This window comes from Streptomyces sp. NPDC021225 (assembly GCF_044332865.1).
Taxonomy (GTDB): Bacteria; Actinomycetota; Actinomycetes; order Streptomycetales; family Streptomycetaceae; genus Streptomyces.
Genome location: NZ_JBIRPV010000018.1, coordinates 82,105 through 104,572 on the forward strand (window position 1 = coordinate 82,105; position 22,468 = coordinate 104,572).

Genomic DNA, 22,468 nt, shown 5'->3' on the forward strand with positions numbered 1-22,468 from the left:
GGGGAGACGCTATGACCGACGTACAGCTGGGGATGCCGCAGCTCCCCGCCCCCGACTACCCGGCAGAGGTCCGGGCGCGGCTCGAGGCGGATGCCGAGGACGTGATCGCCCGCTACCCCGACAGCCGCAGCGCACTGCTGCCGCTGCTGCACCTGGTGCAGTCGGAGGAGGGCCATGTCACCCGCACCGGCGTCCGGTTCTGCGCCGAGGTGCTGGGGCTGACCACCGCCGAGGTCACCGCGGTCGCCACCTTCTACTCCATGTACCGGCGGGGCCCCTCCGGCGACTACCAGGTGGGGGTGTGCACCAACACCCTGTGCGCGGTGATGGGCGGCGACGCGATCTTCGAGGCCCTCCAGCGCCATCTGGGCGTGGGCAACGGCGAGACCACCGAGGACGGCAAGATCACCCTCGAGCACATCGAGTGCAACGCGGCCTGCGACTACGCGCCCGTGGTGATGGTCAACTGGGAGTTCTTCGACAACCAGACCGTGGACTCCGCCAAGCGGATGGTCGACGACCTGCGGGAGGGCCGCACGGTCGAGCCGACCCGCGGCGCTCCGCTGTGCACCTTCAAGGAGACCGCGCGCATCCTCGCCGGCTTCCCCGACGCGCGCCCGGGCGCGGTCGAGGCGACCGGCGGCGCCGGCCCGGCCTCGCTCGTCGGGCTGCGGCTGGCCAAGGGCGAGGCCGCGCCGGGCCGGGTCGTATCGCCCAGGTCCGCGGACTATCCGTCGGACGAGCAGGCGTCCGGCCCGGTTGCTGAGGAGGGGGAGTGATGACCGTGACCGTCGAGCGGGGCGAGAGCAGCCCCGAGAAGCTGCTGGCACCCGTGCTGTCGTCGTTCTGGGACGACCCGAAGTCCTGGACGCTGGGCACCTATCTGCGCCACGACGGGTACGAGGGCATGCGCAAGGCCCTCGCCATGCCGCCCGACGATGTGATCGCGCTGGTGAAGGACGCGGGGCTGCGCGGCCGCGGCGGGGCGGGCTTCCCCACCGGGATGAAGTGGCAGTTCATCCCGCAGGGTGACGGCAAGCCGCACTACCTCGTCGTCAACGCGGATGAGTCCGAGCCCGGCACCTGCAAGGACATCCCCCTTCTCTTCGCCAATCCGCACGCCCTCATCGAGGGCATGATCATCGCCTGTCACGCCATCCGCTCCCAGCACGCCTTCATCTATCTGCGCGGCGAAGTCGTGCCCGTGCTGCGGCGGTTGCACGAGGCCGTGCGCGAGGCGTACGAGGCGGGCTACCTCGGCAAGGCCGACGCGCGCGGACAGAAGCTCGGGCGGGACGACCTCACCGATCTCGACATCACCGTGCACGCGGGGGCCGGCGCGTACATCTGTGGTGAAGAGACCGCACTGCTGGACTCCTTGGAAGGGCGGCGCGGCCAGCCCCGGCTCCGGCCTCCGTTCCCGGCGGTCGAGGGTCTGTACGCGTGCCCCACTGTCGTCAATAACGTCGAGTCCATCGCCTCGGTTCCCGCCATCCTCACCAAGGGCAAGGAATGGTTCCGGTCGATGGGCAGCGAGAAGTCCCCTGGCTTCACGCTCTACTCGCTGTCCGGGCATGTCGCGGCCCCCGGCCAGTACGAGGGCCCGCTGGGCATCACCCTGCGGCAGCTGCTGGACATGAGCGGCGGCATGCGCCCCGGCCACCGGCTGAAGTTCTGGACGCCGGGCGGCTCCTCGACGCCGCTGCTCACCGAGGAGCACCTGGACGTCCCGCTGGACTACGAGGGCGTGGGCGCCGCCGGGTCGATGCTCGGCACCAAGGCGCTCCAGTGCTTCGACGAGACGACCTGCGTGGTGCGCGCGGTGACCCGCTGGACGGAGTTCTACGCGCATGAATCCTGCGGCAAGTGCACGCCCTGCCGCGAGGGCACGTACTGGCTGGTCCAGCTGTTGCGGGACATCGAGGCGGGCAAGGGCCGCATGGAGGACCTCGCCAAGCTGGCCGACATCGCCGACAACATCAACGGCAAGTCGTTCTGCGCGCTGGGCGACGGCGCCGCCAGCCCCATCTTCTCCTCCCTCAAGTACTTCAAGGAGGAGTACGAGCAGCACATCACCGGCGGCGGGTGCCCGTTCGACCCCGCCAAGTCCACCGTCTGGGCCGACGATCCGAGCTCCACTCACCTGGGGGTGACCGCATGACCGTGACCACCAATGCACCCTCCGGAGGCGGAGAGGCGGCGGTGCCGCGCGAGGATCTGGTCTCCGTGACCATCGACGGGATCGAGATCTCCGTCCCCAAGGGGACCTTGGTGATCCGCGCGGCCGAGCTGCTCGGCATCGAGATCCCCCGCTTCTGCGACCATCCGCTCCTCGACCCGGCCGGCGCGTGCCGCCAGTGCATCGTCGAGGTCGAGGGCCAGCGCAAGCCGATGGCCTCCTGCACGATCACCTGCACCGACGGGATGGTGGTCAGGACGCAGCTCACCTCGCCGGTGGCCGAGAAGGCGCAGCGCGGGGTGATGGAGCTGCTGCTGATCAACCACCCGCTGGACTGCCCGGTCTGCGACAAGGGCGGCGAGTGCCCGCTCCAGAACCAGGCCATGTCCGCCGGGCAGGCCGACAGCCGCTTCGAGGGCCGCAAGCGCACATTCCAGAAGCCGGTGCCGATCTCCCCGCAGGTGCTGCTGGACCGTGAGCGGTGTGTGCTGTGCGCGCGCTGCACCCGGTTCTCCAACCAGGTCGCGGGCGACCCGATGATCGAGCTGCTGGAGCGCGGCGCCCTTCAGCAGGTGGGCACGGGCGAGGGCGACCCCTTCGAGTCGTACTTCTCCGGCAACACCATCCAGATCTGCCCGGTGGGCGCGCTGACATCGGCGGCGTACCGCTTCCGCTCCCGCCCCTTCGACCTGGTCTCCTCGCCGAGCGTGTGCGAGCACTGCTCGAGCGGCTGCGCGACCCGCACCGACCACCGGCGCGGCAAGGTCATGCGGCGGCTCGCGGCGGACGACCCCGAGGTCAACGAGGAGTGGATCTGCGACAAGGGGCGCTTCGGCTTCCGCTACGCGCAGCTGCCCGACCGGCTCACCACCCCGCTGGTGCGCGACCGGGAGACCGGCGAGCTGGCGCCCGCGAGCTGGCCCGAGGCGCTGGAGGCGGCTGCCGTAGGACTGGCCGCCGCCCGCGGCCGCGCGGGTGTGCTGACCGGCGGCCGGCTGACCGTCGAGGACGCCTACGCGTACGCGAAGTTCGCGCGGGTCGCCCTGGACACCAACGACATCGACTTCCGGGCCCGGGCGCACAGCGCCGAGGAGGCCGACTTCCTGGCCACCCAGGTGGCGGGCCGGGGCCGCGACCTGGACGGCGTCGGCCTGACGTACGCCACGCTGGAGAAGGCCCCGGCGGTCCTCCTGGTCGGCTTCGAGTCGGAGGAGGAGGCGCCCGGAGTCTTCCTGCGGCTGCGCAAGGCCCACCGCAAGCGCGGCCAGCGCACCTTCTCGCTCGCCACCCACGCCACCCGGGGCCTCACCAAGGCGGGCGGCACGCTGCTGCCCGCGGCCCCCGGCACCGAGACCGAGTGGCTGGACGCGCTCGCGGGCCGCACCGGACTGGACTCCGACGGGGAGCGGGCGGCCGAGGCGCTGCGCCTCGACGGTGCGGTGATCATCGCTGGTGAGCGGCTGGCCGCCGTGCCGGGCGCGCTGACCGCCGCCGTACGGGCCGCCGCGGCCACCGGCGCCACGCTGGCCTGGATCCCGCGCCGGGCGGGGGAGCGGGGCGCCGTCGAGGCGGGCGCGCTCCCCGGGCTGCTGCCCGGCGGCCGCCCGGCCACCGACTCGCGGGCCCGCGAGGAGACCGCCGAGGTCTGGGGCGTCGCCGAACTGCCCGGCCGGGCAGGCCGCGACACCGGCCGGATCGTCGAGGCCGCGGCCGACGGCGGGCTCGGCGCGCTGCTGGTCGCGGGCGTCGAGATCGCCGATCTGCCCGACCCCGCGCGGGCCGCCGAGGCCCTGGAGGCGGTCGGCTTCCTGGTCAGCCTGGAGCAGCGGCCCACCGAGGTCACGGCGCACGCGGACGTGGTGCTGCCGGTCGCGGCGGTCGTCGAGAAGACGGGCACCTTCCTCAACTGGGAGGGGCGGGCCCGGCCGTTCGAGGCGGCCATCAAGCCCGACCAGATGACCCGCCGCCACGTCCTTCCGGACGCGCGGGTGCTGCACATGCTGGCCGACGCGATGGACGTGCCGGTCGACCTGCCGGATGTGCAGGCCGTACGGGCCGAGCTGACGCGTCTCGGCACCTGGCACGGCACGCGCGGCCTGGGGCCGATGGAGACCGGAGGGCCGCTGCCCCGCCCCGGCGAGGGCGAGGCGCTGCTCGCCGGCCACCGGCTGCTGCTGGACCAGGGCCTGCTTCAGGAGGGCGACGCGGCGCTCGCCGCGACCCGGCACGCGGCGGTGGCCCGGCTGTCGCCGGCGACCGCGGCGGAGGCGGGGGTGGGCGACGGGGACACCGTCCGGGTCATCGGCCCGGCCGGGGCGGTCCAACTGCCCCTGGCGGTGACATCGATGCCCGACCGGGTGGTCTGGCTGCCGCTGAACTCCACGGGCGGCGGCGCGTATCGCGACCTGGGCGCGAGCCCCGGTGAACTGGTCAAGATCAGCGCTCTCGCGACCGAACCGGAGGTGACCTCATGAACCTGAGCTACCTCGCCGCAGAAGACCTGTCGATGTTCGGGCGCGACCCGTGGTGGCTGGTTCTGATCAAGGCGGTCTTCTGCTTCGCCTTCCTGATGGTGACCGTGCTGATCTCCATCGTCATGGAGCGCAAGGTCGTCGGGTGGATGCAGCTGCGCATCGGCCCGAACCGGCACGGCCCCTGGGGCATGCTCCAGTCCTTGGCTGACGGCGTGAAGCTGATGCTGAAGGAGGACATCGTCGTCAAGGGCGCGGACAAGGTGGTCTACGTCCTGGCGCCGGTCGTCGCGGCGATCCCGGCCTTCATGGCGGTCGCGGTCATTCCGTTCGGCCCGGCCGGCAACGAGATCTCGATCTTCGGTCACCGCACCACGATGCAGCTGACCGACCTGCCGATCGCGATCCTCTACATCCTGGCCACCGCCTCGGTGGGCATCTACGGCATCGTGCTGGCGGGCTGGTCGTCCGGCTCGACGTATCCGCTCCTCGGCGGCCTGCGCTCGTGCGCCCAGATGATCAGCTACGAGATCGCGATGGGCATGTCCTTCGCGGCGGTCTTCCTCTACTCCGGGTCGATGTCGACCTCCGAGATCGTCAACTCGCAGCACGACCGCTGGTACGCGCTGCTGCTGCCGGTCTCCTTCATCATCTACATCATCGCGATGGTCGGTGAGACCAACCGCGCCCCCTTCGACATGCCGGAGTCCGAGGGCGACCTGGTCGGCGGCTTCAACACCGAGTACTCGTCGATCAAGTTCGCGATGTTCATGCTCGCCGAGTACATCAACATGGTCACCGTCTCGATGGTCGCGGTCACCCTCTTCCTGGGCGGCTGGCGGGCGCCATGGCCGATCAGCACCTTCTGGCCGGATGCCAACCACGGCTGGTGGCCGATGCTCTGGTTCGTCGGCAAAGTCCTGTCGCTGCTGTTCGCCTTCGTCTGGATCCGCGGCACGCTGCCGCGCGTGCGCTACGACCAGTTCATGAAGCTGGGCTGGAAGGTGCTCATCCCGATCTCGATGGTCTGGCTGATGCTGGTCGCGACCGTGCGGGCGCTGCGCAACGAGAACTACGACTACCAGGACATCGTGCTGTACGTCGGCGGCGCGGTCCTCGTCCTCCTGCTGCTGTCGTTCGTCGTCGACGTCTTCCGCGACAAGGAGGCCCGCGACCGGGAGGCGGAGGCGGAGGCCGAGGGGGGCCCGGAGCCCGCCTTCGACCCGATGGCCGGCGGCTTCCCGGTGCCGCCGCTGCCCGGCCAGACCCTGCCGCCCGTACCGCGCCGACGCCCGCGACACGACCGCGAGCTGATTGTCAGTGGCGGGCCCGACACTGTCAGTGACGGAAAGGAGGCCGACGGTGTCTGACTTCCAGAACCCGGTGGCCGGCTTCGGCGTGACCTTCAAGGCCATGTTCAAGAAGCGGCTCACCGAGCAGTACCCCGAGCAGAAGAAGCCGACCGCGCCCCGATTCCACGGACGCCACCAGCTCAACCGCCATCCGGACGGGCTGGAGAAGTGCGTCGGCTGCGAGCTGTGCGCCTGGGCCTGCCCGGCGGACGCGATCTATGTGGAGGGCGCGGACAACACGGACGAGGAGCGCTACTCCCCGGGCGAGCGCTACGGCCGCGTCTACCAGATCAACTATCTGCGCTGCATTCTGTGCGGCCTGTGCGTCGAGGCGTGCCCGACCCGGGCGCTCACCATGACCAATGAGTACGAGCTCGCCGACCGCACCCGCGAATCGCTCATCTACACCAAGGAGGAGCTGCTCGCGGGTCTCGAGGAGGGCATGGTCGACTCCCCGCACGCGATCTACCCCGGCATGGACGAGCAGGACTACTACCGCGGTCTGGTGACCGAGGCCGCGCCGGGGACGGTGCGTCAGGTGGCGGTCAGCAAGGGCGAGACCGCTGCTGAGGGCGCGCCCGAGGACGCGTCGGAGGAGAAGCAGGAGGGGGTGCAGGCATGAGCAGCATGCTGGCCGCCGCCGCTTCCACCACCTCGACCGGCGAGGCCGTGCAGTTCTGGATCCTCGCCACGGTGGCGGTGGTCGGCGCCCTGGGCACGATCCTGATGCGCAAGGCCGTGCACAGCGCACTGTGCCTGGCCGGCACCATGATCGTCCTGGCGATCTTCTACCTGGCCAACGGCGCGTACTTCCTGGGCATCGTCCAGATCGTGGTCTACACCGGCGCGATCATGATGCTCTTCCTCTTCGTCGTCATGCTGGTCGGCGTCACCGCCGCCGACTCGCTGAAGGAGACGCTGAAGGGGCAGCGCTGGCTCGCCGCCCTGTGCGGGCTCGGGTTCGGCATCCTGCTGTGCGCCGGGATCGGCAATGCCTCGCTGAAGAGCTTCAACGGCCTGGGCCAGGCCAACTCCGGCGGCAATGTAGAGGGTCTGGCCACCCTGATCTTCACCAAGTACGTCTTCGCCTTCGAGATCACCGGCGCGCTGCTGATCACCGCGGCGGTCGGCGCGATGGTGCTGACCCACCGCGAGCGCACCGAGCGCGCGCTCAGCCAGCGCGAGCAGGCCGAGCGGCGGGTGCGCACCGGCAAGCAGGTGCCGCCGCTGCCCGCGCCCGGCGTCTACGCCCGGCACAACGCGGTGGACATCCCCGGTCTGCTTCCCGACGGCACCACCTCCGAGCTCTCGGTCAACGCGACGCTGCGCGGCCGCGGTCAGGTGCGGGACGTCTCCGAGGAGGCGCTGGCCGAGCTGGCCGCCCTGGAGCAGCGCTCGGCGCGCTGGCTGGGGCGGGGCGCCAAGGGCGCCAAGGGCGCCAAGCGCCGAGGAGGCGGTCAGAGCGTCGAGGGCGCCGACCGCCACGACAGTGCGAACGGCGCGGACACGAATGCCGCAGGCGCGAACGGCGCCGAGCATCCCGAGGACTCGAAGGGGGTCGCCAAGTGAATCCGGTCAACTACCTGTATCTGTCGGCCCTGCTGTTCACCATCGGCGCGGCCGGCGTGCTGATCCGGCGGAACGCGATCGTCCTCTTCATGTGCGTCGAGCTGATGCTGAACGCCTGCAACCTGGCGTTCGTCACCTTCTCCCGGATGCACGGCAATCTCGACGGCCAGATCATCGCCTTCTTCACGATGGTCGTCGCGGCCGCCGAAGTCGTGGTCGGCCTCGCGATCATCGTGTCGGTGTTCCGCGCCCGCCATTCGGCCTCGGTCGACGACGCCAGCCTGATGAAGCTCTAGAAGGGTCGCGTTCACGTGGAGAACCTCATCGGATTGCTTGTCGCGGCCCCGCTTCTCGGCGCGGCCCTGCTGCTGTGCGGGGGGCGGCGGCTGGACGGCAAGGGCCACTTGCTGGGCACCGCGCTCGCGGTCGCCTCCTTTGTGATCGGGGCGGTGCTCTTCGCCGACATGCTCGGCCGCGACGAGCACGACCGGGCCCTGCACAGCCATCTGTTCAGCTGGATCCCGGTCGGCGGCTTCCGCGCGGACGTCGCCTTCCAGCTCGACCAGCTGTCGATGACCTTCGTGCTCCTGATCACCGGTGTGGGCAGCCTGATCCACATCTATTCGATCGGCTATATGGAGCACGACGAGCGCCGCCGCCGCTTCTTCGGCTATCTCAACCTCTTCCTCGCGGCGATGCTGCTGCTCGTCCTCGCCGACAACTACCTGCTGCTGTATGTGGGGTGGGAGGGCGTCGGCCTCGCGTCGTACCTGCTCATCGGCTTCTGGCAGCACAAGCCCAGCGCGGCCACGGCGGCCAAGAAGGCGTTCATCGTCAACCGGGTCGGCGATGTCGGCCTGTCGATCGCCATCATGCTGATGTTCACGACCTTCGGGACGTTCGCCTTCGCCCCGGTGCTCTCCAACGCCGCTGACGCGGGCGAGGGCAAGCTCACCGCCATCGGGCTGATGCTGCTCCTGGCCGCCTGCGGCAAGTCGGCCCAGGTGCCGCTCCAGTCCTGGCTCGGGGACGCGATGGAGGGCCCGACCCCGGTGTCCGCCCTGATCCACGCGGCCACCATGGTGACCGCGGGCGTCTATCTGATCACCCGCTCGGGCGCGATCTTCAACAACGCGCCGGACGCGCAGACCGCGGTGGTCGCGGTGGGTGCGGTGACGCTGCTCTTCGGTGCGATCGTCGGTTGCGCGAAGGACGACATCAAGAAGGCCCTGGCGGGCTCGACCATGTCGCAGATCGGCTACATGATCCTGGCCGCCGGGCTCGGCCCGATCGGCTATGTCTTCGCGATCATGCACCTGGTCACCCACGGCTTCTTCAAGGCGGGGCTCTTCCTCGGCGCCGGCTCGGTCATGCACGGCATGAACGACGAGGTCGACATGCGCAAGTACGGCGGCCTGCGGAAGTACATGCCGGTCACCTTCGTGACCTTCGGGCTCGGCTATCTCGCGATCATCGGCTTCCCGGGCCTTTCCGGCTTCTGGTCCAAGGACAAGATCATTGAGGCGGCCTTCGCGAAGGGCGGCACGGAGGGCTGGATCCTGGGCGGCGTGGCGCTGCTCGGCGCCGCGATCACCGCGTACTACATGACCCGCGTGATGCTGCTGACCTTCTTCGGCGAGAAGCGCTGGGCCGCCGATGAGCAGGGCAATGAGCCGCACCCCCACGAGTCGCCGAAGTCCATGACCATCCCGATGATCGTGCTGGCCTTCGGATCGGTCTTCGCGGGCGCGCTGTTCAGCCTCAACGACGCGTTCCTGAAGTGGCTGGAGCCTGTCACCAGCCACAGCCACGGGAACTCCCCGCTCAGCGCCGCCACGGTCACCGCCGGGACCATGGTCGTCCTGCTGATCGGCGTCGCGATCGCCTGGGCGCAGTACGGGCGCCGGCCCGTCCCGCGCACCGCACCGCGCGGCAGCCTGCTCACCCGGGCCGCCCGGCGCGACCTGCTGCAGGACGACTTCAACCACGTCGTCCTCGTCAAGCCGGGCGAGTACCTCACCCGCGGGCTGGTCTATGTGGACCACAAGCTGGTCGACGGCGTGGTCAACGGCACCGCGGCCTCGGTCGGCGGCCTCTCCGGGCGGCTGCGCAAGCTCCAGAACGGCTACGCCCGTACGTACGCGGTCTCGATGTTCGGCGGTACGGCGGTGCTCATCGCCGCGACCCTGCTGATGAGGGCGGTCTGAGTCATGTCATTTCCCCTGCTGACGGTCACGGCCGCGGTGCCCGCGCTGGGCGCGGTCGCCACCGCCGCCGTGCCCGCCGCCAAGCGCGCCGCCGCCAAGTGGGTGGCCCTGGGCTTCTCGCTGGCCACGCTCGTCCTGGCGGCGATCGTGCTGGTGCGCTTCGACCCGGACGGCGCCCACTTCCAGCTCACCGAGTCCCACGCCTGGATCAAGGACTTCGGCGTGCGCTACGAGCTGGGGGTGGACGGCATCGCGGTCGCGCTGATCGCGCTGACCGCGCTCCTGATCCCCTTCATCATCCTGGCCGGGTGGCATGACGCCGACCCGCTGGAAGAGGCCGACCCCAACCGCCGCTGGCGGCCCACCCAGGGTTTCTTCGCCCTGATCCTCATGGTCGAGGCGATGGTGGTGATCTCCTTCGAGGCCACTGACGTCTTCCTCTTCTATATCTTCTTCGAAGCCATGCTGATCCCGATGTACTTCCTCATCGGCGGCTTCGGGGACGGGGCCGGGGGACGGTCCGAGGAGGAGACGGCCACCCAGCGCTCGTACGCCGCCGTCAAGTTCCTGCTCTACAACCTGGCGGGCGGCCTGATCATGCTGGCCGCGGTGGTCGGCCTGTATGTGGTCACCGCCGATGACCTGGGCGCCGGCACCTTCTCGCTCCAGCAGATCACCGACGCCCGGGCCAGCGGCACGCTGGACATCGCGACCAGCACCGAGCGGCTGCTGTTCCTCGGCTTCTTCTTCGCGTTCGCCGTGAAGGCGCCGCTGTGGCCGCTGCACACCTGGCTGCCCAACGCGATGGGGGAGGCGACGTCCCCCGTGGCCGTGCTGATCACCGCGGTGGTCGACAAGGTCGGCACCTTCGCGATGCTCCGCTTCTGCCTCCAGCTCTTCCCGGAGGCCAGCAAGTGGGCCACGCCGGTGATCCTCGTCCTCGCCCTGATCAGCATCATCTACGGGGCGCTGCTCGCGGTCGGCCAGCGGGACATCAAGCGGCTGATCGCGTATGCCTCGATCTCCCACTTCGGCTTCATCATTCTGGGCATCTTCGCCATGACGACGCAGGGCCAGGGCGGAGCCACCCTGTACATGGTCAACCACGGCATCTCGACCGCCGCGCTGATGCTGGTGGCCGGATTCCTGATCACCCGGCGCGGTTCGCGGCTCATCGCCGACTACGGCGGGGTGCAGAAGGTCGCCCCGGTGCTCGCCGGCACGTTCCTGATCGGCGGTCTGGCCACCCTGTCGCTGCCCGGTCTGGCCCCGTTCATCAGCGAATTCCTGGTCCTGGTCGGCACGTTCAGCCGCTATCCGGCGCTCGGCATCATCGCGACCGTCGGCATCGTGCTGGCCGCGCTGTACGTCCTGGTGCTGTACCAGCGCACCATGACCGGCCCGGTGAAGCCCGAGGTGCGGGGCATGCCCGATCTCAAGGTGCGCGAGCTGGTGGTGGTGGCGCCGCTGATCGCGCTGCTGCTCTTCCTCGGCGTCTACCCGAAGCCGCTGACCGACATCGTGAACCCGGCGGTCGATCACACGCTGTCCGTGGTGGACAAGAAGGATCCCAAGCCCGATCACCCCGTCACTGACGCGGGCTGGTTCAGCTACAGCCCGATGCACGACGGTGCTTCCGGAGGTGCCAAGTGAGCCACGCGGCCACTGTCCACAGCCTGTGGACGACAGCGGCGGTGTCGCCCCCCGACAAGATCCCCACGCCGCACATCGAGTACGGCCAGCTGGCGCCCACCCTGATCGTCCTCGGTGCCGCGATCGTCGGCGTGCTGATCGAGGCGCTGCTGCCGCGCCGCCACCGCTATGCGGCCCAGCTCTTTGTATCCGTGGTCGCCCTGGCCGCCGCCTTCGCCGCGGTCCTGGGCCTGGCGGCCGGGGACTACGGCACGAGCAAGGCGCGCATCGCGGCCATGGGCGCCATCGCGGTCGACGGCCCCGCGCTCTTCCTGGAGGGCACGATCCTCCTGGTCGCGCTGGTCGCGGTCTTCACTTTCGCCGAGCGGCGGCTCGACCCGGCGGCACACGGCAACCGCGTCGACTCCTTTGCCGCGCAGGCGGCCGCCGTCCCTGGCGGAGACGCCGAAAAAGCCGCGGTCAAGGCGGGGTTCACCACCACCGAGGTCTTCCCGCTGCTCCTCTTCGCGGTGGGCGGCATGCTCATCTTCCCCGCCGCCAACGACCTGCTGACGCTCTTCGTCGCGCTGGAGGTCTTCTCGCTCCCGCTGTATGTGCTGTGCGCGCTCGCCCGGCGCCATCGCATGCTCTCGCAGGAGGCCGCCGTCAAGTACTTCCTGCTCGGCGCCTTCTCGTCCGCCTTCCTGCTCTTCGGGATCGCGCTGCTGTACGGCTACGCGGGCACCGTCACCTACGGGGGCATCGCCGATGTGGTCGACGGCACGGTCCGCAATGTCACCCCGGCGCTCGCCGGGACCATGGGCAATGACGCGCTGCTGCTCATCGGTGGCGCGATGGTGCTGATGGGCCTGCTGTTCAAGATCGGCGCCGTCCCCTTCCATATGTGGACCCCGGACGTCTACCAGGGCGCCCCGACCCCGGTCACCGGCTTCATGGCGGCGGCGACCAAGGTCGCGGCGTTCGGCGCGCTGCTGCGTCTGCTGTATGTCGTCCTGCCGGGGCTGCGCTGGGACTGGCGGCCGGTGATGTGGGGCGTCGCGATCGTCACCATGCTGGGCGGCGCGATCGTGGCGGTGACCCAGACCGATGTGAAGCGGCTGCTGGCCTACTCCTCGATCGCCCACGCCGGCTTCATCCTGGCCGGTGTCATCGCCACGACGCCCGAGGGGATCTCCTCGGTCCTCTTCTACCTCGCCGCGTACTCCTTTGTGACCCTGGGCGCGTTCTCCGTGGTCACCCTGGTCCGCGACGCGGGCGGCGAGGCCACCCATCTGTCCAAGTGGGCCGGGCTCGGCCGCCGTTCGCCCCTGGTGGCCGCGGTCTTCGCGGTCTTCCTGCTGGCCTTTGCCGGGATCCCCCTGACGAGTGGTTTCGCGGGGAAGTTCGCGGTCTTCAAGGCGGCGGCGGACGGGGGCGCTGGGCCGCTGGTGGTGATCGGTGTGATCTCCTCGGCGATCGCGGCGTTCTTCTACATCCGGGTGATCGTGCTGATGTTCTTCAGCGAGCCGCGGACCGAGGGCCCGTCGGTCGCGGTGCCGTCCCCGCTGACCTCGGCGGCGATCGCGATCGGCGTCGCGGTGACGATCGTGCTCGGTGTCGCCCCGCAGTACTTCCTCGATCTGGCGGGCCAGGCGGGGGTCTTTGTGCGCTGAGCCGGCCGCTGTCTTCCGCGGCCGCTCGGCGGCCGTCCGCCCGGTCCCCGCGTGGGGCCGGGCGGACGTGGATCAGGGCCGCGCGGTCAGCCGCCGGTGATGCCGCCCACGCTCTCCAGGCCGGGGATGTCGGTCGGGAAGCCGGTGGGGATGTCGGCGGGCGTGGTCACCTTGGTGAAGGTGTCGTTCATGCCGGCGTCCCAGTCGACCGCGAGGGACTTGCCGTCCGCGCTCGCCTTCACCGAACCCATGGTGCGGTCGGTGTTGCCGTCGGCGCACGTGAGCATCAGCATCTTGTTCGCGGCGCCTGTGTCGGTGTACTTACCGGTACAGCTGTGCTTGCCCGCGACCAGGACCGCCGTGCTGCCGTTGATGGACAGGACCATCGCCTCGCCGTCGGACTTGGACATATAGACCCCGGCCGCGTCGCCGCCCGCGCCCCCCTCCGCCGGGGCGCTCGACTGCTCGGCCGACGGGGCCTTCTTGGACGGGTCCGACTTGCTGTCGCCCCCGTCGCTGTCGCTGCCGCACCCGGCCACCAGCAGGACGGCCGCGGCCGCCGCACCGGCGATGCGCACTGCCTTGATCACGTGTTTCTCCTCGGTTGTCAGGACGGGAACACGACAAGCTAGCAGCCGCTCACGGTGTGGACGGGGCGACGCAACCGGTTACTTCCCCGAGTGCGACACGGCTGTTATCGGGGCCGGGGGCCCAGGCCGTGAGGGTCACCTCGTCGCCGTCCTCCAGGAACGTCCGCTCGCCGCCGGGCAGTCGCAGCGGGTCGCGGCCGGACCAGGTCAACTCCAGCAGACAGCCGCGCTGGTGCGGCTCGGGGCCGCTGACGGTGCCGGAGGCGAAGAGGTCGCCGGTGCGCAGCGAGGCGCCGTTGACCGTCATATGGGCGAGCTGCTGGGCGGCCGTCCAGTACATGGCCGCGAAGGGCGGGTGCGAGACGGGGTGGCCGTTGACGGCGACCTCGATGCGCAGGTCGAGGCCGCCCGGCTCGGCGGCGGAGTCGTCGAGGTAGGGGAGGAGCGGGACGTCGCGGCCGGGCGGGGCGGTGCGGGCGGCGGCGAGGGCGTCCAGCGGGGTGATCCAGGCGGCTACGGAAGTGGCGAAGGACTTGCCGAGGAAGGGGCCGAGCGGGCGGTACTCCCAGCTCTGGATGTCGCGCGCGGACCAGTCGTTGAGCAGACAGACACCGAAGACGTGGTCGTGGAACCCGGAGAGCGGCACCGGTGTATTGAAGGGTGAAGGGGTACCGACGACGAAGGCGACCTCCGCCTCGAAGTCGAGCCGGAGCGAGGGGCCGAACGGGGGGAGTGCGGAATGACCAGGCGCGCCGAGCTGGCCGTGGGGGCGCACGACGGGCGTGCCGGAGACCACGACCGTGCCCGCGCGCCCGTGGTAGCCGATGGGCATGTGCTTCCAGTTGGGGGTGAGCGGCTCGCCGTCCGGGCGGAAGATCCGGCCCACATTGGAGGCGTGGTGCTCGCTGGCATAGAAGTCGACGTAGTCGGCGACCTCGAAGGGCAGATGGAGCGTGACGGTGGTGAGGGGTCGCAGAAGGGGCTCGATCGTGGGCCGGTGCACCGGCTCGGTCAGCCAGGCGCGCAGCTCTTCTCGTACGGCCCGCCAGACCGGACGGCCCGCGGCCATCAGCGGGTTGAGCGTCGGTTGGCCGAGCAGCGCGGCGTGCGGGGAGCCCACGGCGGCCGCGGCGGCGCCCGCGTCCAGCACATGGTCGCCGTAGCGGACCCCGATTCTGCGCAGGTCGGGTGCGTCGGATGGGGTGAAGACGCCATAGGGGAGGTTGTGCGGGCCGAAGGGATCGTGAGGGGGGAGGTCGAGCGGGCTCTGCTGTGGCATGGGGCTGCCTCGCCTTCTCGTCGTCGCCGGGGGTTGCCGGGATCGCCGGGCCACACCCTATGGGGCCCGAGCCTGAGGGGAGGAGTGTGCCGACTACCACCTAAACAGATGACAATGTCCGGATAGTTGTTGCTCTGGTCGTCAATTTCCCAGTAGCGTCCTTCACCGGGTCACGCACAGTGGGGGGCCACTGCGCCGCGGTGACCGAGGGGGGCTCGTGGCGAGCAGTGACATGCCGTTCGAGGTGGACCGCGCGGTGCCCGGTCTGATCGTGAAGATCGGCGGCTATCCGCTGCACCACGGGGGCGTCGGCGCCATCCGGTCCCTGGGCCGGCTGGGCATCCCGATGTACGCCGTCACCGAGGACTGTCTGACCCCGGCCGCGCTCTCGCGCTATCTGGAGCGCGCCTTCGTCTGGCCGACCACCGGCAAGGAGCGGCCGGAGCGGCTGGTGGAGGGGCTGCTGCGGATCGGGCGGGCGATCGGGCGGGCGACCGTCCTGGTGCCGACGGACGAGGAGGCTGCGGTGCTGATCGCCGAGCACGCCGACACCCTCGCCGGGGAGGGCCGCTTCCTCTTCCCGCGTGCCGAGCCGGGGCTGCCGAGGCGGCTGGCCAGCAAGCAGGGGCTGCATGAGCTGTGTCTGGAACACGGTGTGCCCACCCCGGCCGCGGCGTTTCCCGACTCGTACGCCGACGTCCGGGAGTTCGCGGCGACCGCGCGCTTCCCGGTGGTCGCCAAGAACCGGGAGGCGTTCGAGCGGCGCAGGAGGCCGGCGGTCGGCGGCACCACGCGGATCGCGGGCCCGCGTGAGCTGCTGGCGCTGGCGGCCGGGTGGGGGCCGCGGCCCGGGGTGATCCTTCAGGAGTATCTGCCGAGAGAGGAGGCCGAGGACTGGATCGTCCACGCGTACGTCGATGTGGAGAGCGTGCCGCTGGCGCTGTTCACCGGGGTCAAGGTGCGGTCCTGGCCGCCGCACGCGGGCATGACGGCCTGTGCCTACGCGGTGGACAACGCCGAGCTCGCGGAGCTGGCCGCCCAGTTCATCAGACGGATCGGCTTCTCGGGGATCGTCGATCTGGACTGGCGCTTCGACCGTCGGGACGGGCGGTACAAACTGCTCGACTTCAACCCCCGGATGGGCGCGCAGTTCCGGCTCTTCGAGAGCGAGGCGGGGATCGACGTGGTGCGCGCCCAGCACCTGGATCTGACGGGGCGCAAGGTCCCGGAGGCCGAACAACGGGCGGACCGGCGGTTCATGGTCGAGAACATCGACCTGCCCGCGCTGCTCGCCTACCGCCGCGGCGGCTACACCACACCGCACGCGCCCGCCCGTGCGAGTGCGACCGAGCTGGCGTGGGCCGCGCGGGACGACATGAAGCCGTTCTTCACGATGCTGGCGCGCATGGTGCGGCCCGGCGCGGTCCATCTGTACCAGCGGTGGCGCGCCACGAACAGGACGTCTCGGGGAGGGGACTTGTGAACGATCCGATAGTGGTCATCGGGGCCGGTCCGTACGGCCTGTCGGCGGCCGCCCATCTGCGGTCGCGTGGGCTGCCGGTCCGCGTCTTCGGAACACCGATGGTGAGCTGGCGTGAGCACATGCCGGCCGGAATGCTGCTCAAATCCACCCCGGTCGCCTCGAATATCGATGCGCCGCAGGTGGGGCACACCCTGCTCGACTTCTGCCGCGCCGAGGGCGGCAGGCGCTATGAGTCGGACTGGGACATCATCCCCGTGGAGGCCTTCGCGCGATACGGGCTGTGGTTCCAGGAGCGGCTGGTGCCGGAGCTGGAGCGGGTGCGGGTGGTGTCGGCCGACCGGCGGGGCGGCCGCTTCGAGCTGAAGCTGGACTCCGGGGAGCAGTTCGCCGCGCGCGCCGTGGTGGTCGCCAGCGGGCTGGCCGGGCTCGCCCATCTGCCCGCCGAGTTCGCCGCCGCCGTTCCTGACGGTCCCTCGCCCACGGGGCCCGTCTCGCACAGCTCGCAACACCGCGACCTGGCGAGTTTCGCCGGGCGTGAGGTGGTGGTGGTCGGGGCCGGGCAGTCGGCGCTGGAGTCCGCGGTGCTGCTGGCCGAGGCGGGCGCCGCGTCCGTGCGGGTGGTGGCGCGGGGGAAGCGGGCCGTGGCGTTCGGGGCGCCGCCGGACCGGCAGCCGCGGCTGCGCCCCGAGTCGCCCTTCGGGCGCGCCTGGTCGCTGTACGCGCTCTCGTACTACGCCGGGGCCTTCCGGCGGCTGCCCGCGCCGGCGCGGCGCTATCTGGTGCGCACGGTGCTGGGGCCGCTGGGCGCCTGGTGGCTGCGGGAGCGCTTCGCGGGGCGGGTGCAGGTCACCCAGGGGCAGCGGGTCGCCCGGGTGGAGGTGGAGAGCGGCGGGCGGGTGGCGCTCGCCCTGCGCGGCGGCGGGCGCGCCGGAGAGCTGGCCGTGGACCATGTGCTGGCCGCGACCGGCTACCGGATGAATGTGGCGGCGCTGGGCTTCCTCGGGCCCGAGCTGCGGGCCGAGGTGGTGACCCGCGCCGGAGGGCCGCTGCTGGACGTGGGCTACTGCTCCTCCGTACCGGGGCTGTACTTCACCGGGCTGCCCGCGGCGGCGAGCTTCGGGCCGGTCATGCGGTTCGTCTGCGGCACGGAGTACGCCTCGCCCCGGCTGGCCAAGGCGGTGGCCATGGCTCATGGATGACCTGTCGGTCCGGGGCGTCAACCGCCGGTGTCACAGCCGAACACGGGTTGACCGACCGTCGATCGGTGATAGACCCACGGTCGATCACTGAAAGATCGTGGACCGGAGCACGATTGATCTGCCGTTGATCGCGGAAAAAGTCGGGGGGAGCGGGTCGGCAGGGCGCGGAAGTGATAGCTCGCACAAGGCGGGAAGGCGCCCATGGTGATCGATAGCCGACCGGATACGCTGCCACTAGTGGAGACAGCGACACATCGACATTGCGTGTGACCGCAGGCAGACAGGAGCACCCCGTGAGCGTCGTCGGGCCCTTCGGGCTGAGCGTGCGGGACCGGTCTCTCGAAGCCGATACCCAGGCCGGGCTGACAGCCGTCGAAGACGGGCTGCTGGAGGCCACGAAGAGCGACGTGCCGTTCATCACCGAGGCCGCCCAGCACCTCATGCGGGCGGGCGGCAAGCGGTTCCGGCCGCTGCTGGTGCTGCTCGCCGCGCAGTTCGGCGACCCGTACGCGCCCGGGGTGGTGCCCTCGGCCGTCGTCGTCGAGCTGACCCACCTGGCGACGCTCTATCACGACGACGTCATGGACGAGGCGGACGTCCGCCGGGGGGTGGCCAGCGCCAACGCCCGCTGGGGCAACTCGGTGGCGGTCCTCACCGGTGACTTCCTGTTCGCCCGCGCCTCGCACATCCTGGCCGACCTGGGCCCGGAGGCGGTGCGGATCCAGGCCGAGGCGTTCGAGCGGCTGGTGACCGGGCAGATCCTGGAGACGGCCGGGCCGCGCGGCGGCCGTGACCCGATCGAGCACTACCTGGACGTGCTCGCGGGCAAGACGGGCTCGCTGGTCGCGGTCTCCGGCCGATTCGGCGCGATGATGTCGGGGGCCGACGAGTCCGTCGTCTCCATCCTCACCCAGTACGGCGAGCGGCTGGGCATCGCCTTCCAGCTGGCGGACGATGTGCTGGACATCGCCAGCGACAGCCATGAGTCGGGCAAGACCCCCGGCACCGATCTGCGGGAGGGCGTCGCCACCCTCCCCGTGCTCCATCTGCGGGCGCAGGCGGAGGCGTCCGGCTCGGCCGAGGACCGCGAGCTGTGCGAGCTGCTGACCGGCGACCTCGGCGACGACGGGCTGCTCGGCGAGGTGCTGCGGCGGCTGCGCGCCCACCCGGCGCTGGAGCAGGCCCGCAGGGACACGCTCCGCTATGCGGCGGAGGCCCGGGCGATGCTGGCGCCGCTGCCCGAGGGGTCGGCGAAGGCCGCGCTCGAGGGGCTGTGCGACGCGGTGGTGCACCGGGCCGGCTGACCCCGACTCCGCGGTGGGCCCCCGGGTTTCCCCTGACAGTGCGCTCCCCGGCGTCCGACTTGCGGGGCACCGGTGTCCTACCTCAGCCGTATCCGAAGGTGATCCTGTCGGCTGACGCGCGGGGACTGCCGATTTGGTGGGATTGAGGGACCACCACATGGCGGTATCGGGTGACAATGGCCCGAGAGGTGGACGAGTGCGAGGCTGACAACCGCCGCCGACGACGGAGGTAGAGCACATATGGCACGGATCCGACCGACACAGGTCGCCGACGACGGTTTCTGGGACGAGGATCGACCGAAAGGGCGCCATAAAGCCGTCCGGTACGCCGTGCCGGTGGCGGTGGCGGGAATCGCGGCGGCGACGATCGGGCTGGTCCCGGCCCTCGCCAGCACCGGGGACCCCGATCTGCCGAAGATCACCGCGGAGGAGCTGATCAGCAAGATCGCCGCATCGGACGCCGAGCAGCTGTCCGGCTCGGTGAAGATCACGACCGATCTGGGCATACCGTCCCTGCCCGGCGGCGGCTCGCTCGCCGACCTCGCGGGCGGGCAGCACGGCGACGGCGGCGCGGCGGCCTCGCCGGATGCCAAGCTCATCGAGCTCGCGTCCGGCTCGCACACCCTGCGGGTGGCCGCCGACGGCCCGGAGCGGCAGCGGGTCTCGATCATCGAGAAGGCCGCCGAGTACAGCGTCATCCACAACGGTGACGAGGTGTGGGCGTACAACAGCGCCGACAACTCCGTCTACCACGCCAAGTCCCCCGAGCGGTCAGCCAAGGGCGACCACCGGCGGGATCTGCCCGAGGACCTGAGCGGCCTCACCCCCCAGAAGGCCGCCGAGAAGGCGCTCGCCGCGGTGGACGACACGACCGAGGTCAAGGTCGACGGCACCGCGCGGGTCGCCGGGCGGGACGCCTACCAGCTGCTGATACGTCCCAAGCAGAGCGACGCGGCCCATTCGACGGTTGGATCCATCCGTATCGCCGTGGACGCGGACAACGGCGTGCCGCTGAAGTTCACCCTGGAGCCCAGGAGCGGTGGCAAGGCGGCGATCGACGTGGCCTTCACCCAGGTGGACTTCGGCAAGCCCAAGGCGAGCACCTTCGACTTCACCCCGCCCAAGGGCGCCAAGGTCACCGAGGAGAGCCGCACCGGGCACAAGGCCGAGGCCAAGGCCAAGGACAAGGCGAAGGAGAAGGGCCTCCAAGAGCTGTCCGGGCTGAATGTGGTCGGCAAGGGCTGGGACTCGGTGGCGCGGCTGGACCTCCCCGGCGGTCTGCCCGCCGGCGCGAGCGGCGGGGGCGGCCCCAGCGAGTTCCTCGGCGGCCTGGGCAAGAAGGTCAAGGGGGACTTCGGCTCCGGCACGGTGCTCAGCACCCGCCTGGTCAACGCCTTGATCACCGATGACGGCAAGGTCTTCGTCGGCGCGGTGGACAAGAGTGCCCTGATCGACGCCGCCGACGCGGCCAAGTGACCGCCTGACGAAAGGGGAGCCCGTGGAGGAGCCGTCCGCCGAGGACACGGCCGGGGCGGCCGGGGTGCCGCCCGCCCGGGCGGTGCCGGACGCCCGCGCCGTGCCGGACGCCGCGGTCGAGACCCGCGGGCTCACCAAGCGTTACCGAGGCGGACAGCTCGCCGTCGACGCGCTCGACCTGACCGTGCCGCGCGGCAGCGTCTTCGGCTTCCTCGGGCCCAACGGCTCGGGGAAGACGACGACGATCCGCATGCTCATGGGCCTGATCGAGCCCACCGCCGGAAGAGCCCGGCTGCTCGGCGCGCCCATGCCGCGGGCCGCCCGCAGCGTGCTGCCCAGGGTCGGGGCCCTCATCGAGGGCCCCGCCCTGTACTCGTTTCTGAACGGCCGGGACAATCTGATCCGCCTCGACGCCGCCGACCCCACCGCGGATCCGCGCACCCGGGCCGCGCGGGTCTCGACGGCCCTGGAGCGGGTGGGGCTGACGGCCGCGGCGCGCAAGAAGGCCCGCGCCTATTCCCTCGGGATGAAGCAGCGCCTGGGCCTGGCCGCGGCGCTGCTCCAGCCACGCGAGCTCCTCGTCCTCGACGAGCCGACGAACGGCCTCGACCCGCAGGGCATGCGGGAGATCCGCACGCTGGTGCGCGAGCTGGCCGACGACGGCACCACCGTCTTTCTCTCCTCCCACCTCCTCGACGAGATCGAGCAGGTGTGCACCCACGCGGCGGTCATGGCCCAGGGCCGGCTGATCGTCCAGGGCACCGTGGCCGAGCTGGCGGCAGGCAGCCGCGGTCGGCTGTCCGTCACCACCCCGGACCCCGCGGACGCGGTCCGCGTCCTGAAGGAACACGGGGTGACGGACCTCGTGGTCCTGGACGAGCGCGTCACGGGCGAGCTGCCCACGACCGGGCCGGCGCCGCTCGACCTCGCGGACCTCAACGCCGCCCTCGTCCACGCCGGGGTGCGGGTCCGGGCCTTCGGCGCCGAGCGGGCCTCGCTCGAGGACGCCTTTGTCGCACTGACCGGGGAGGGCTTCGATGTCGCGGGCTGAGGCGAGCGTGAGCGAGGGAGCGGGCCCGGCGAAGCCCGGCGGCCCGGCGCCCGTGGGGCAGGCCCGGCGGCCGAGCCCGCTGTGGACGCTGGCCCTGTTCCGCAGCGAGCTGGGCACCACCTTCCGCCGCTGGCGGACCATCGCCCTGCTCGGCGTGCTGGCGGCCGTCCCGGTCCTGGTCGGCATCGCGGTGAAGATCGAGACGAGCGACGGCGGTTCGTTCGGCGAGGGGCGCGGGGGAGACGGCCAGGGCCCCGCCTTCTTCTCCCAGATCACCAACAACGGCATCTTCCTGGTCTTCGCCTCGCTGGCCGCCACGCTTCCGGTCTTTCTGCCGATGGCCATCGGGGTGATCGCCGGTGACTCCATCGCGGGCGAGGCGGGCTCCGGGACGCTGCGCTATCTGCTGGTCGCCCCGGCCGGGCGGACCCGTCTCCTGCTCGCCAAGTTCACCACTGTGATGGCCTTCTGCCTGGTCGCCACGGTCGTGGTGGCCGCCGCCGGACTGGCGACCGGGGCGCTGCTCTTCCCCCTCGGCGATGTCACGCTGATCTCGGGCACCACCGTCTCGTTCACGGAGGGGCTGGTCCGGGCGCTGGCGGTGGCGGGCGTCGTGGCGTACTCCGTCATCGGCATCGCGACGGTGGGGCTGTTCATCTCGACCCTGACCAGCAGCGGGATAGCGGCCATGGCGGCGACCGTCGGTCTGCTGGTCACCGTGCAGATCCTGGACACCATCCCGCAATTGCACGCGATCCAGCCCTATCTGTTCCCGCACTACTGGCTGTCCTTCGCGGACGTTCTCCGGGAACCGGTCTATTGGGATCAGCTCACCAAGAACTTCGGCCTACAGGCGCTCTACGTGGCGATATTCGGCTCGGCGGCCTGGGCGCGATTCACCGCGAAGGACATCACCGCCTGAACGCCTGAACGCCTGAACGCCTGAACCCGGCCCGGCAGCGGTGCCATGAGCGGCGCCGCTGCCGGGGTGCCGAGCGTCGGC

General features: G+C 70.9%; 18 protein-coding genes. 16 read left to right on the plus strand and 2 right to left on the minus strand.

Features of this window, described 5'->3' with window-relative positions; all coding sequences use genetic code 11:
* The first annotated feature begins 11 nt into the window (after positions 1 to 11).
* Genes nuoE through nuoN form a run of 10 tightly spaced genes read left to right on the plus strand, consistent with a single transcriptional unit; the run spans position 12 to position 13,083 of the window.
* A complete protein-coding gene (gene nuoE / locus ACH4S9_RS43340; RefSeq protein ID WP_398377103.1) occupies positions 12 to 779 on the plus strand; it encodes an NADH-quinone oxidoreductase subunit NuoE in 768 nt (255 codons plus the stop codon).
* Positions 779 to 2,161, plus strand: a complete 1,383-nt coding sequence (nuoF, locus tag ACH4S9_RS43345) for an NADH-quinone oxidoreductase subunit NuoF (protein ID WP_311726582.1) — start codon at positions 779 to 781, stop codon at positions 2,159 to 2,161. Before nuoE ends, nuoF begins: the two co-directional genes overlap by 1 nt.
* Positions 2,158 to 4,653 carry an NADH-quinone oxidoreductase subunit G gene (locus ACH4S9_RS43350; RefSeq protein ID WP_398377106.1) on the plus strand — a complete coding sequence of 832 codons (2,496 nt, stop codon included), beginning with the start codon at positions 2,158 to 2,160 and terminating at the stop codon, positions 4,651 to 4,653. The genes nuoF and ACH4S9_RS43350 overlap by 4 nt, the downstream gene beginning before the upstream one ends.
* A complete protein-coding gene (nuoH, locus tag ACH4S9_RS43355; protein WP_311726584.1) occupies positions 4,650 to 6,020 on the plus strand; it encodes an NADH-quinone oxidoreductase subunit NuoH in 1,371 nt (456 codons plus the stop codon). The genes ACH4S9_RS43350 and nuoH overlap by 4 nt, the downstream gene beginning before the upstream one ends.
* The gene (gene nuoI / locus ACH4S9_RS43360) at positions 6,013 to 6,624 is read left to right on the plus strand and encodes an NADH-quinone oxidoreductase subunit NuoI (protein ID WP_311726585.1); all 612 of its coding nucleotides are present in this window, start codon (positions 6,013 to 6,015) and stop codon (positions 6,622 to 6,624) included. Before nuoH ends, nuoI begins: the two co-directional genes overlap by 8 nt.
* A complete protein-coding gene (locus tag ACH4S9_RS43365; protein ID WP_398377108.1) occupies positions 6,621 to 7,571 on the plus strand; it encodes an NADH-quinone oxidoreductase subunit J in 951 nt (316 codons plus the stop codon). The genes nuoI and ACH4S9_RS43365 overlap by 4 nt, the downstream gene beginning before the upstream one ends.
* The gene (nuoK, locus tag ACH4S9_RS43370; protein ID WP_311726587.1) at positions 7,568 to 7,867 is read left to right on the plus strand and encodes an NADH-quinone oxidoreductase subunit NuoK; all 300 of its coding nucleotides are present in this window, start codon (positions 7,568 to 7,570) and stop codon (positions 7,865 to 7,867) included. The genes ACH4S9_RS43365 and nuoK overlap by 4 nt, the downstream gene beginning before the upstream one ends.
* Before the next feature lie 15 nt (positions 7,868 to 7,882).
* Entirely contained in the window at positions 7,883 to 9,778 is a 1,896-nt protein-coding gene (gene nuoL, locus ACH4S9_RS43375) for an NADH-quinone oxidoreductase subunit L (protein WP_352133196.1), read from the plus strand.
* Positions 9,779 to 9,781: 3 nt separating this feature from the next.
* Positions 9,782 to 11,431, plus strand: coding sequence for an NADH-quinone oxidoreductase subunit M (locus tag ACH4S9_RS43380; protein ID WP_311726589.1), 1,650 nt, complete (start codon positions 9,782 to 9,784; stop codon positions 11,429 to 11,431).
* A complete protein-coding gene (gene nuoN, locus ACH4S9_RS43385) occupies positions 11,428 to 13,083 on the plus strand; it encodes an NADH-quinone oxidoreductase subunit NuoN (protein WP_311726590.1) in 1,656 nt (551 codons plus the stop codon). The genes ACH4S9_RS43380 and nuoN overlap by 4 nt, the downstream gene beginning before the upstream one ends.
* A gap of 86 nt (positions 13,084 to 13,169) precedes the next feature.
* On the opposite strand, the gene ACH4S9_RS43390 is transcribed toward nuoN, so the two are convergent.
* Together ACH4S9_RS43390 and fahA are read right to left on the minus strand one after the other, a co-directional pair.
* Positions 13,170 to 13,673, minus strand: coding sequence for a hypothetical protein (locus ACH4S9_RS43390; protein WP_311726591.1), 504 nt, complete (start codon positions 13,671 to 13,673; stop codon positions 13,170 to 13,172).
* Between the two features lie 49 nt (positions 13,674 to 13,722).
* Positions 13,723 to 14,952: a fumarylacetoacetase gene (fahA, locus tag ACH4S9_RS43395; protein ID WP_398377110.1), complete on the minus strand. Its 1,230-nt coding sequence runs from the start codon at positions 14,950 to 14,952 to the stop codon at positions 13,723 to 13,725.
* 232 nt (positions 14,953 to 15,184) lie between these two features.
* Between fahA and ACH4S9_RS43400 the strand changes: the two genes are divergently transcribed.
* The 6 genes from ACH4S9_RS43400 (at position 15,185) to ACH4S9_RS43425 (ending at position 22,387) form a co-directional block, all read left to right on the plus strand.
* Positions 15,185 to 16,435: an ATP-grasp domain-containing protein gene (locus ACH4S9_RS43400; protein WP_311726758.1), complete on the plus strand. Its 1,251-nt coding sequence runs from the start codon at positions 15,185 to 15,187 to the stop codon at positions 16,433 to 16,435.
* Positions 16,432 to 17,634 (plus strand): FAD-dependent oxidoreductase, encoded by a 1,203-nt coding sequence (locus ACH4S9_RS43405; RefSeq protein ID WP_311726593.1) that lies wholly within the window; start codon positions 16,432 to 16,434, stop codon positions 17,632 to 17,634. Before ACH4S9_RS43400 ends, ACH4S9_RS43405 begins: the two co-directional genes overlap by 4 nt.
* 293 nt (positions 17,635 to 17,927) lie before the next feature.
* Positions 17,928 to 18,938 carry a polyprenyl synthetase family protein gene (locus ACH4S9_RS43410; RefSeq protein ID WP_358844087.1) on the plus strand — a complete coding sequence of 337 codons (1,011 nt, stop codon included), beginning with the start codon at positions 17,928 to 17,930 and terminating at the stop codon, positions 18,936 to 18,938.
* Positions 18,939 to 19,178: 240 nt separating this feature from the next.
* Positions 19,179 to 20,414 (plus strand): outer membrane lipoprotein carrier protein LolA, encoded by a 1,236-nt coding sequence (locus tag ACH4S9_RS43415; RefSeq protein ID WP_398377112.1) that lies wholly within the window; start codon positions 19,179 to 19,181, stop codon positions 20,412 to 20,414.
* Between the two features lie 64 nt (positions 20,415 to 20,478).
* On the plus strand, positions 20,479 to 21,465 hold the full coding sequence (locus tag ACH4S9_RS43420; RefSeq protein WP_394816799.1) for an ABC transporter ATP-binding protein: 987 nt from the start codon (positions 20,479 to 20,481) through the stop codon (positions 21,463 to 21,465).
* Entirely contained in the window at positions 21,452 to 22,387 is a 936-nt protein-coding gene (locus ACH4S9_RS43425; RefSeq protein WP_311726596.1) for an ABC transporter permease, read from the plus strand. The genes ACH4S9_RS43420 and ACH4S9_RS43425 overlap by 14 nt, the downstream gene beginning before the upstream one ends.
* Positions 22,388 to 22,468 lie beyond the last annotated feature (81 nt).

Coding starts and splice junctions, on each gene's coding strand:
- nuoE (WP_398377103.1), top strand. CDS start 12: ATGACCGACGTACAGCTGGGGATGCCGCAGCTCCCCGCCCCCGACTAC.
- nuoF (WP_311726582.1), top strand. CDS start 779: ATGACCGTGACCGTCGAGCGGGGCGAGAGCAGCCCCGAGAAGCTGCTG.
- ACH4S9_RS43350 (WP_398377106.1), top strand. CDS start 2,158: ATGACCGTGACCACCAATGCACCCTCCGGAGGCGGAGAGGCGGCGGTG.
- nuoH (WP_311726584.1), top strand. CDS start 4,650: ATGAACCTGAGCTACCTCGCCGCAGAAGACCTGTCGATGTTCGGGCGC.
- ACH4S9_RS43365 (WP_398377108.1), top strand. CDS start 6,621: ATGAGCAGCATGCTGGCCGCCGCCGCTTCCACCACCTCGACCGGCGAG.
- ACH4S9_RS43380 (WP_311726589.1), top strand. CDS start 9,782: ATGTCATTTCCCCTGCTGACGGTCACGGCCGCGGTGCCCGCGCTGGGC.
- fahA (WP_398377110.1), bottom strand. CDS start 14,952: ATGCCACAGCAGAGCCCGCTCGACCTCCCCCCTCACGATCCCTTCGGC.
- ACH4S9_RS43400 (WP_311726758.1), top strand. CDS start 15,185: ATGCCGTTCGAGGTGGACCGCGCGGTGCCCGGTCTGATCGTGAAGATC.
- ACH4S9_RS43415 (WP_398377112.1), top strand. CDS start 19,179: ATGGCACGGATCCGACCGACACAGGTCGCCGACGACGGTTTCTGGGAC.
- ACH4S9_RS43425 (WP_311726596.1), top strand. CDS start 21,452: ATGTCGCGGGCTGAGGCGAGCGTGAGCGAGGGAGCGGGCCCGGCGAAG.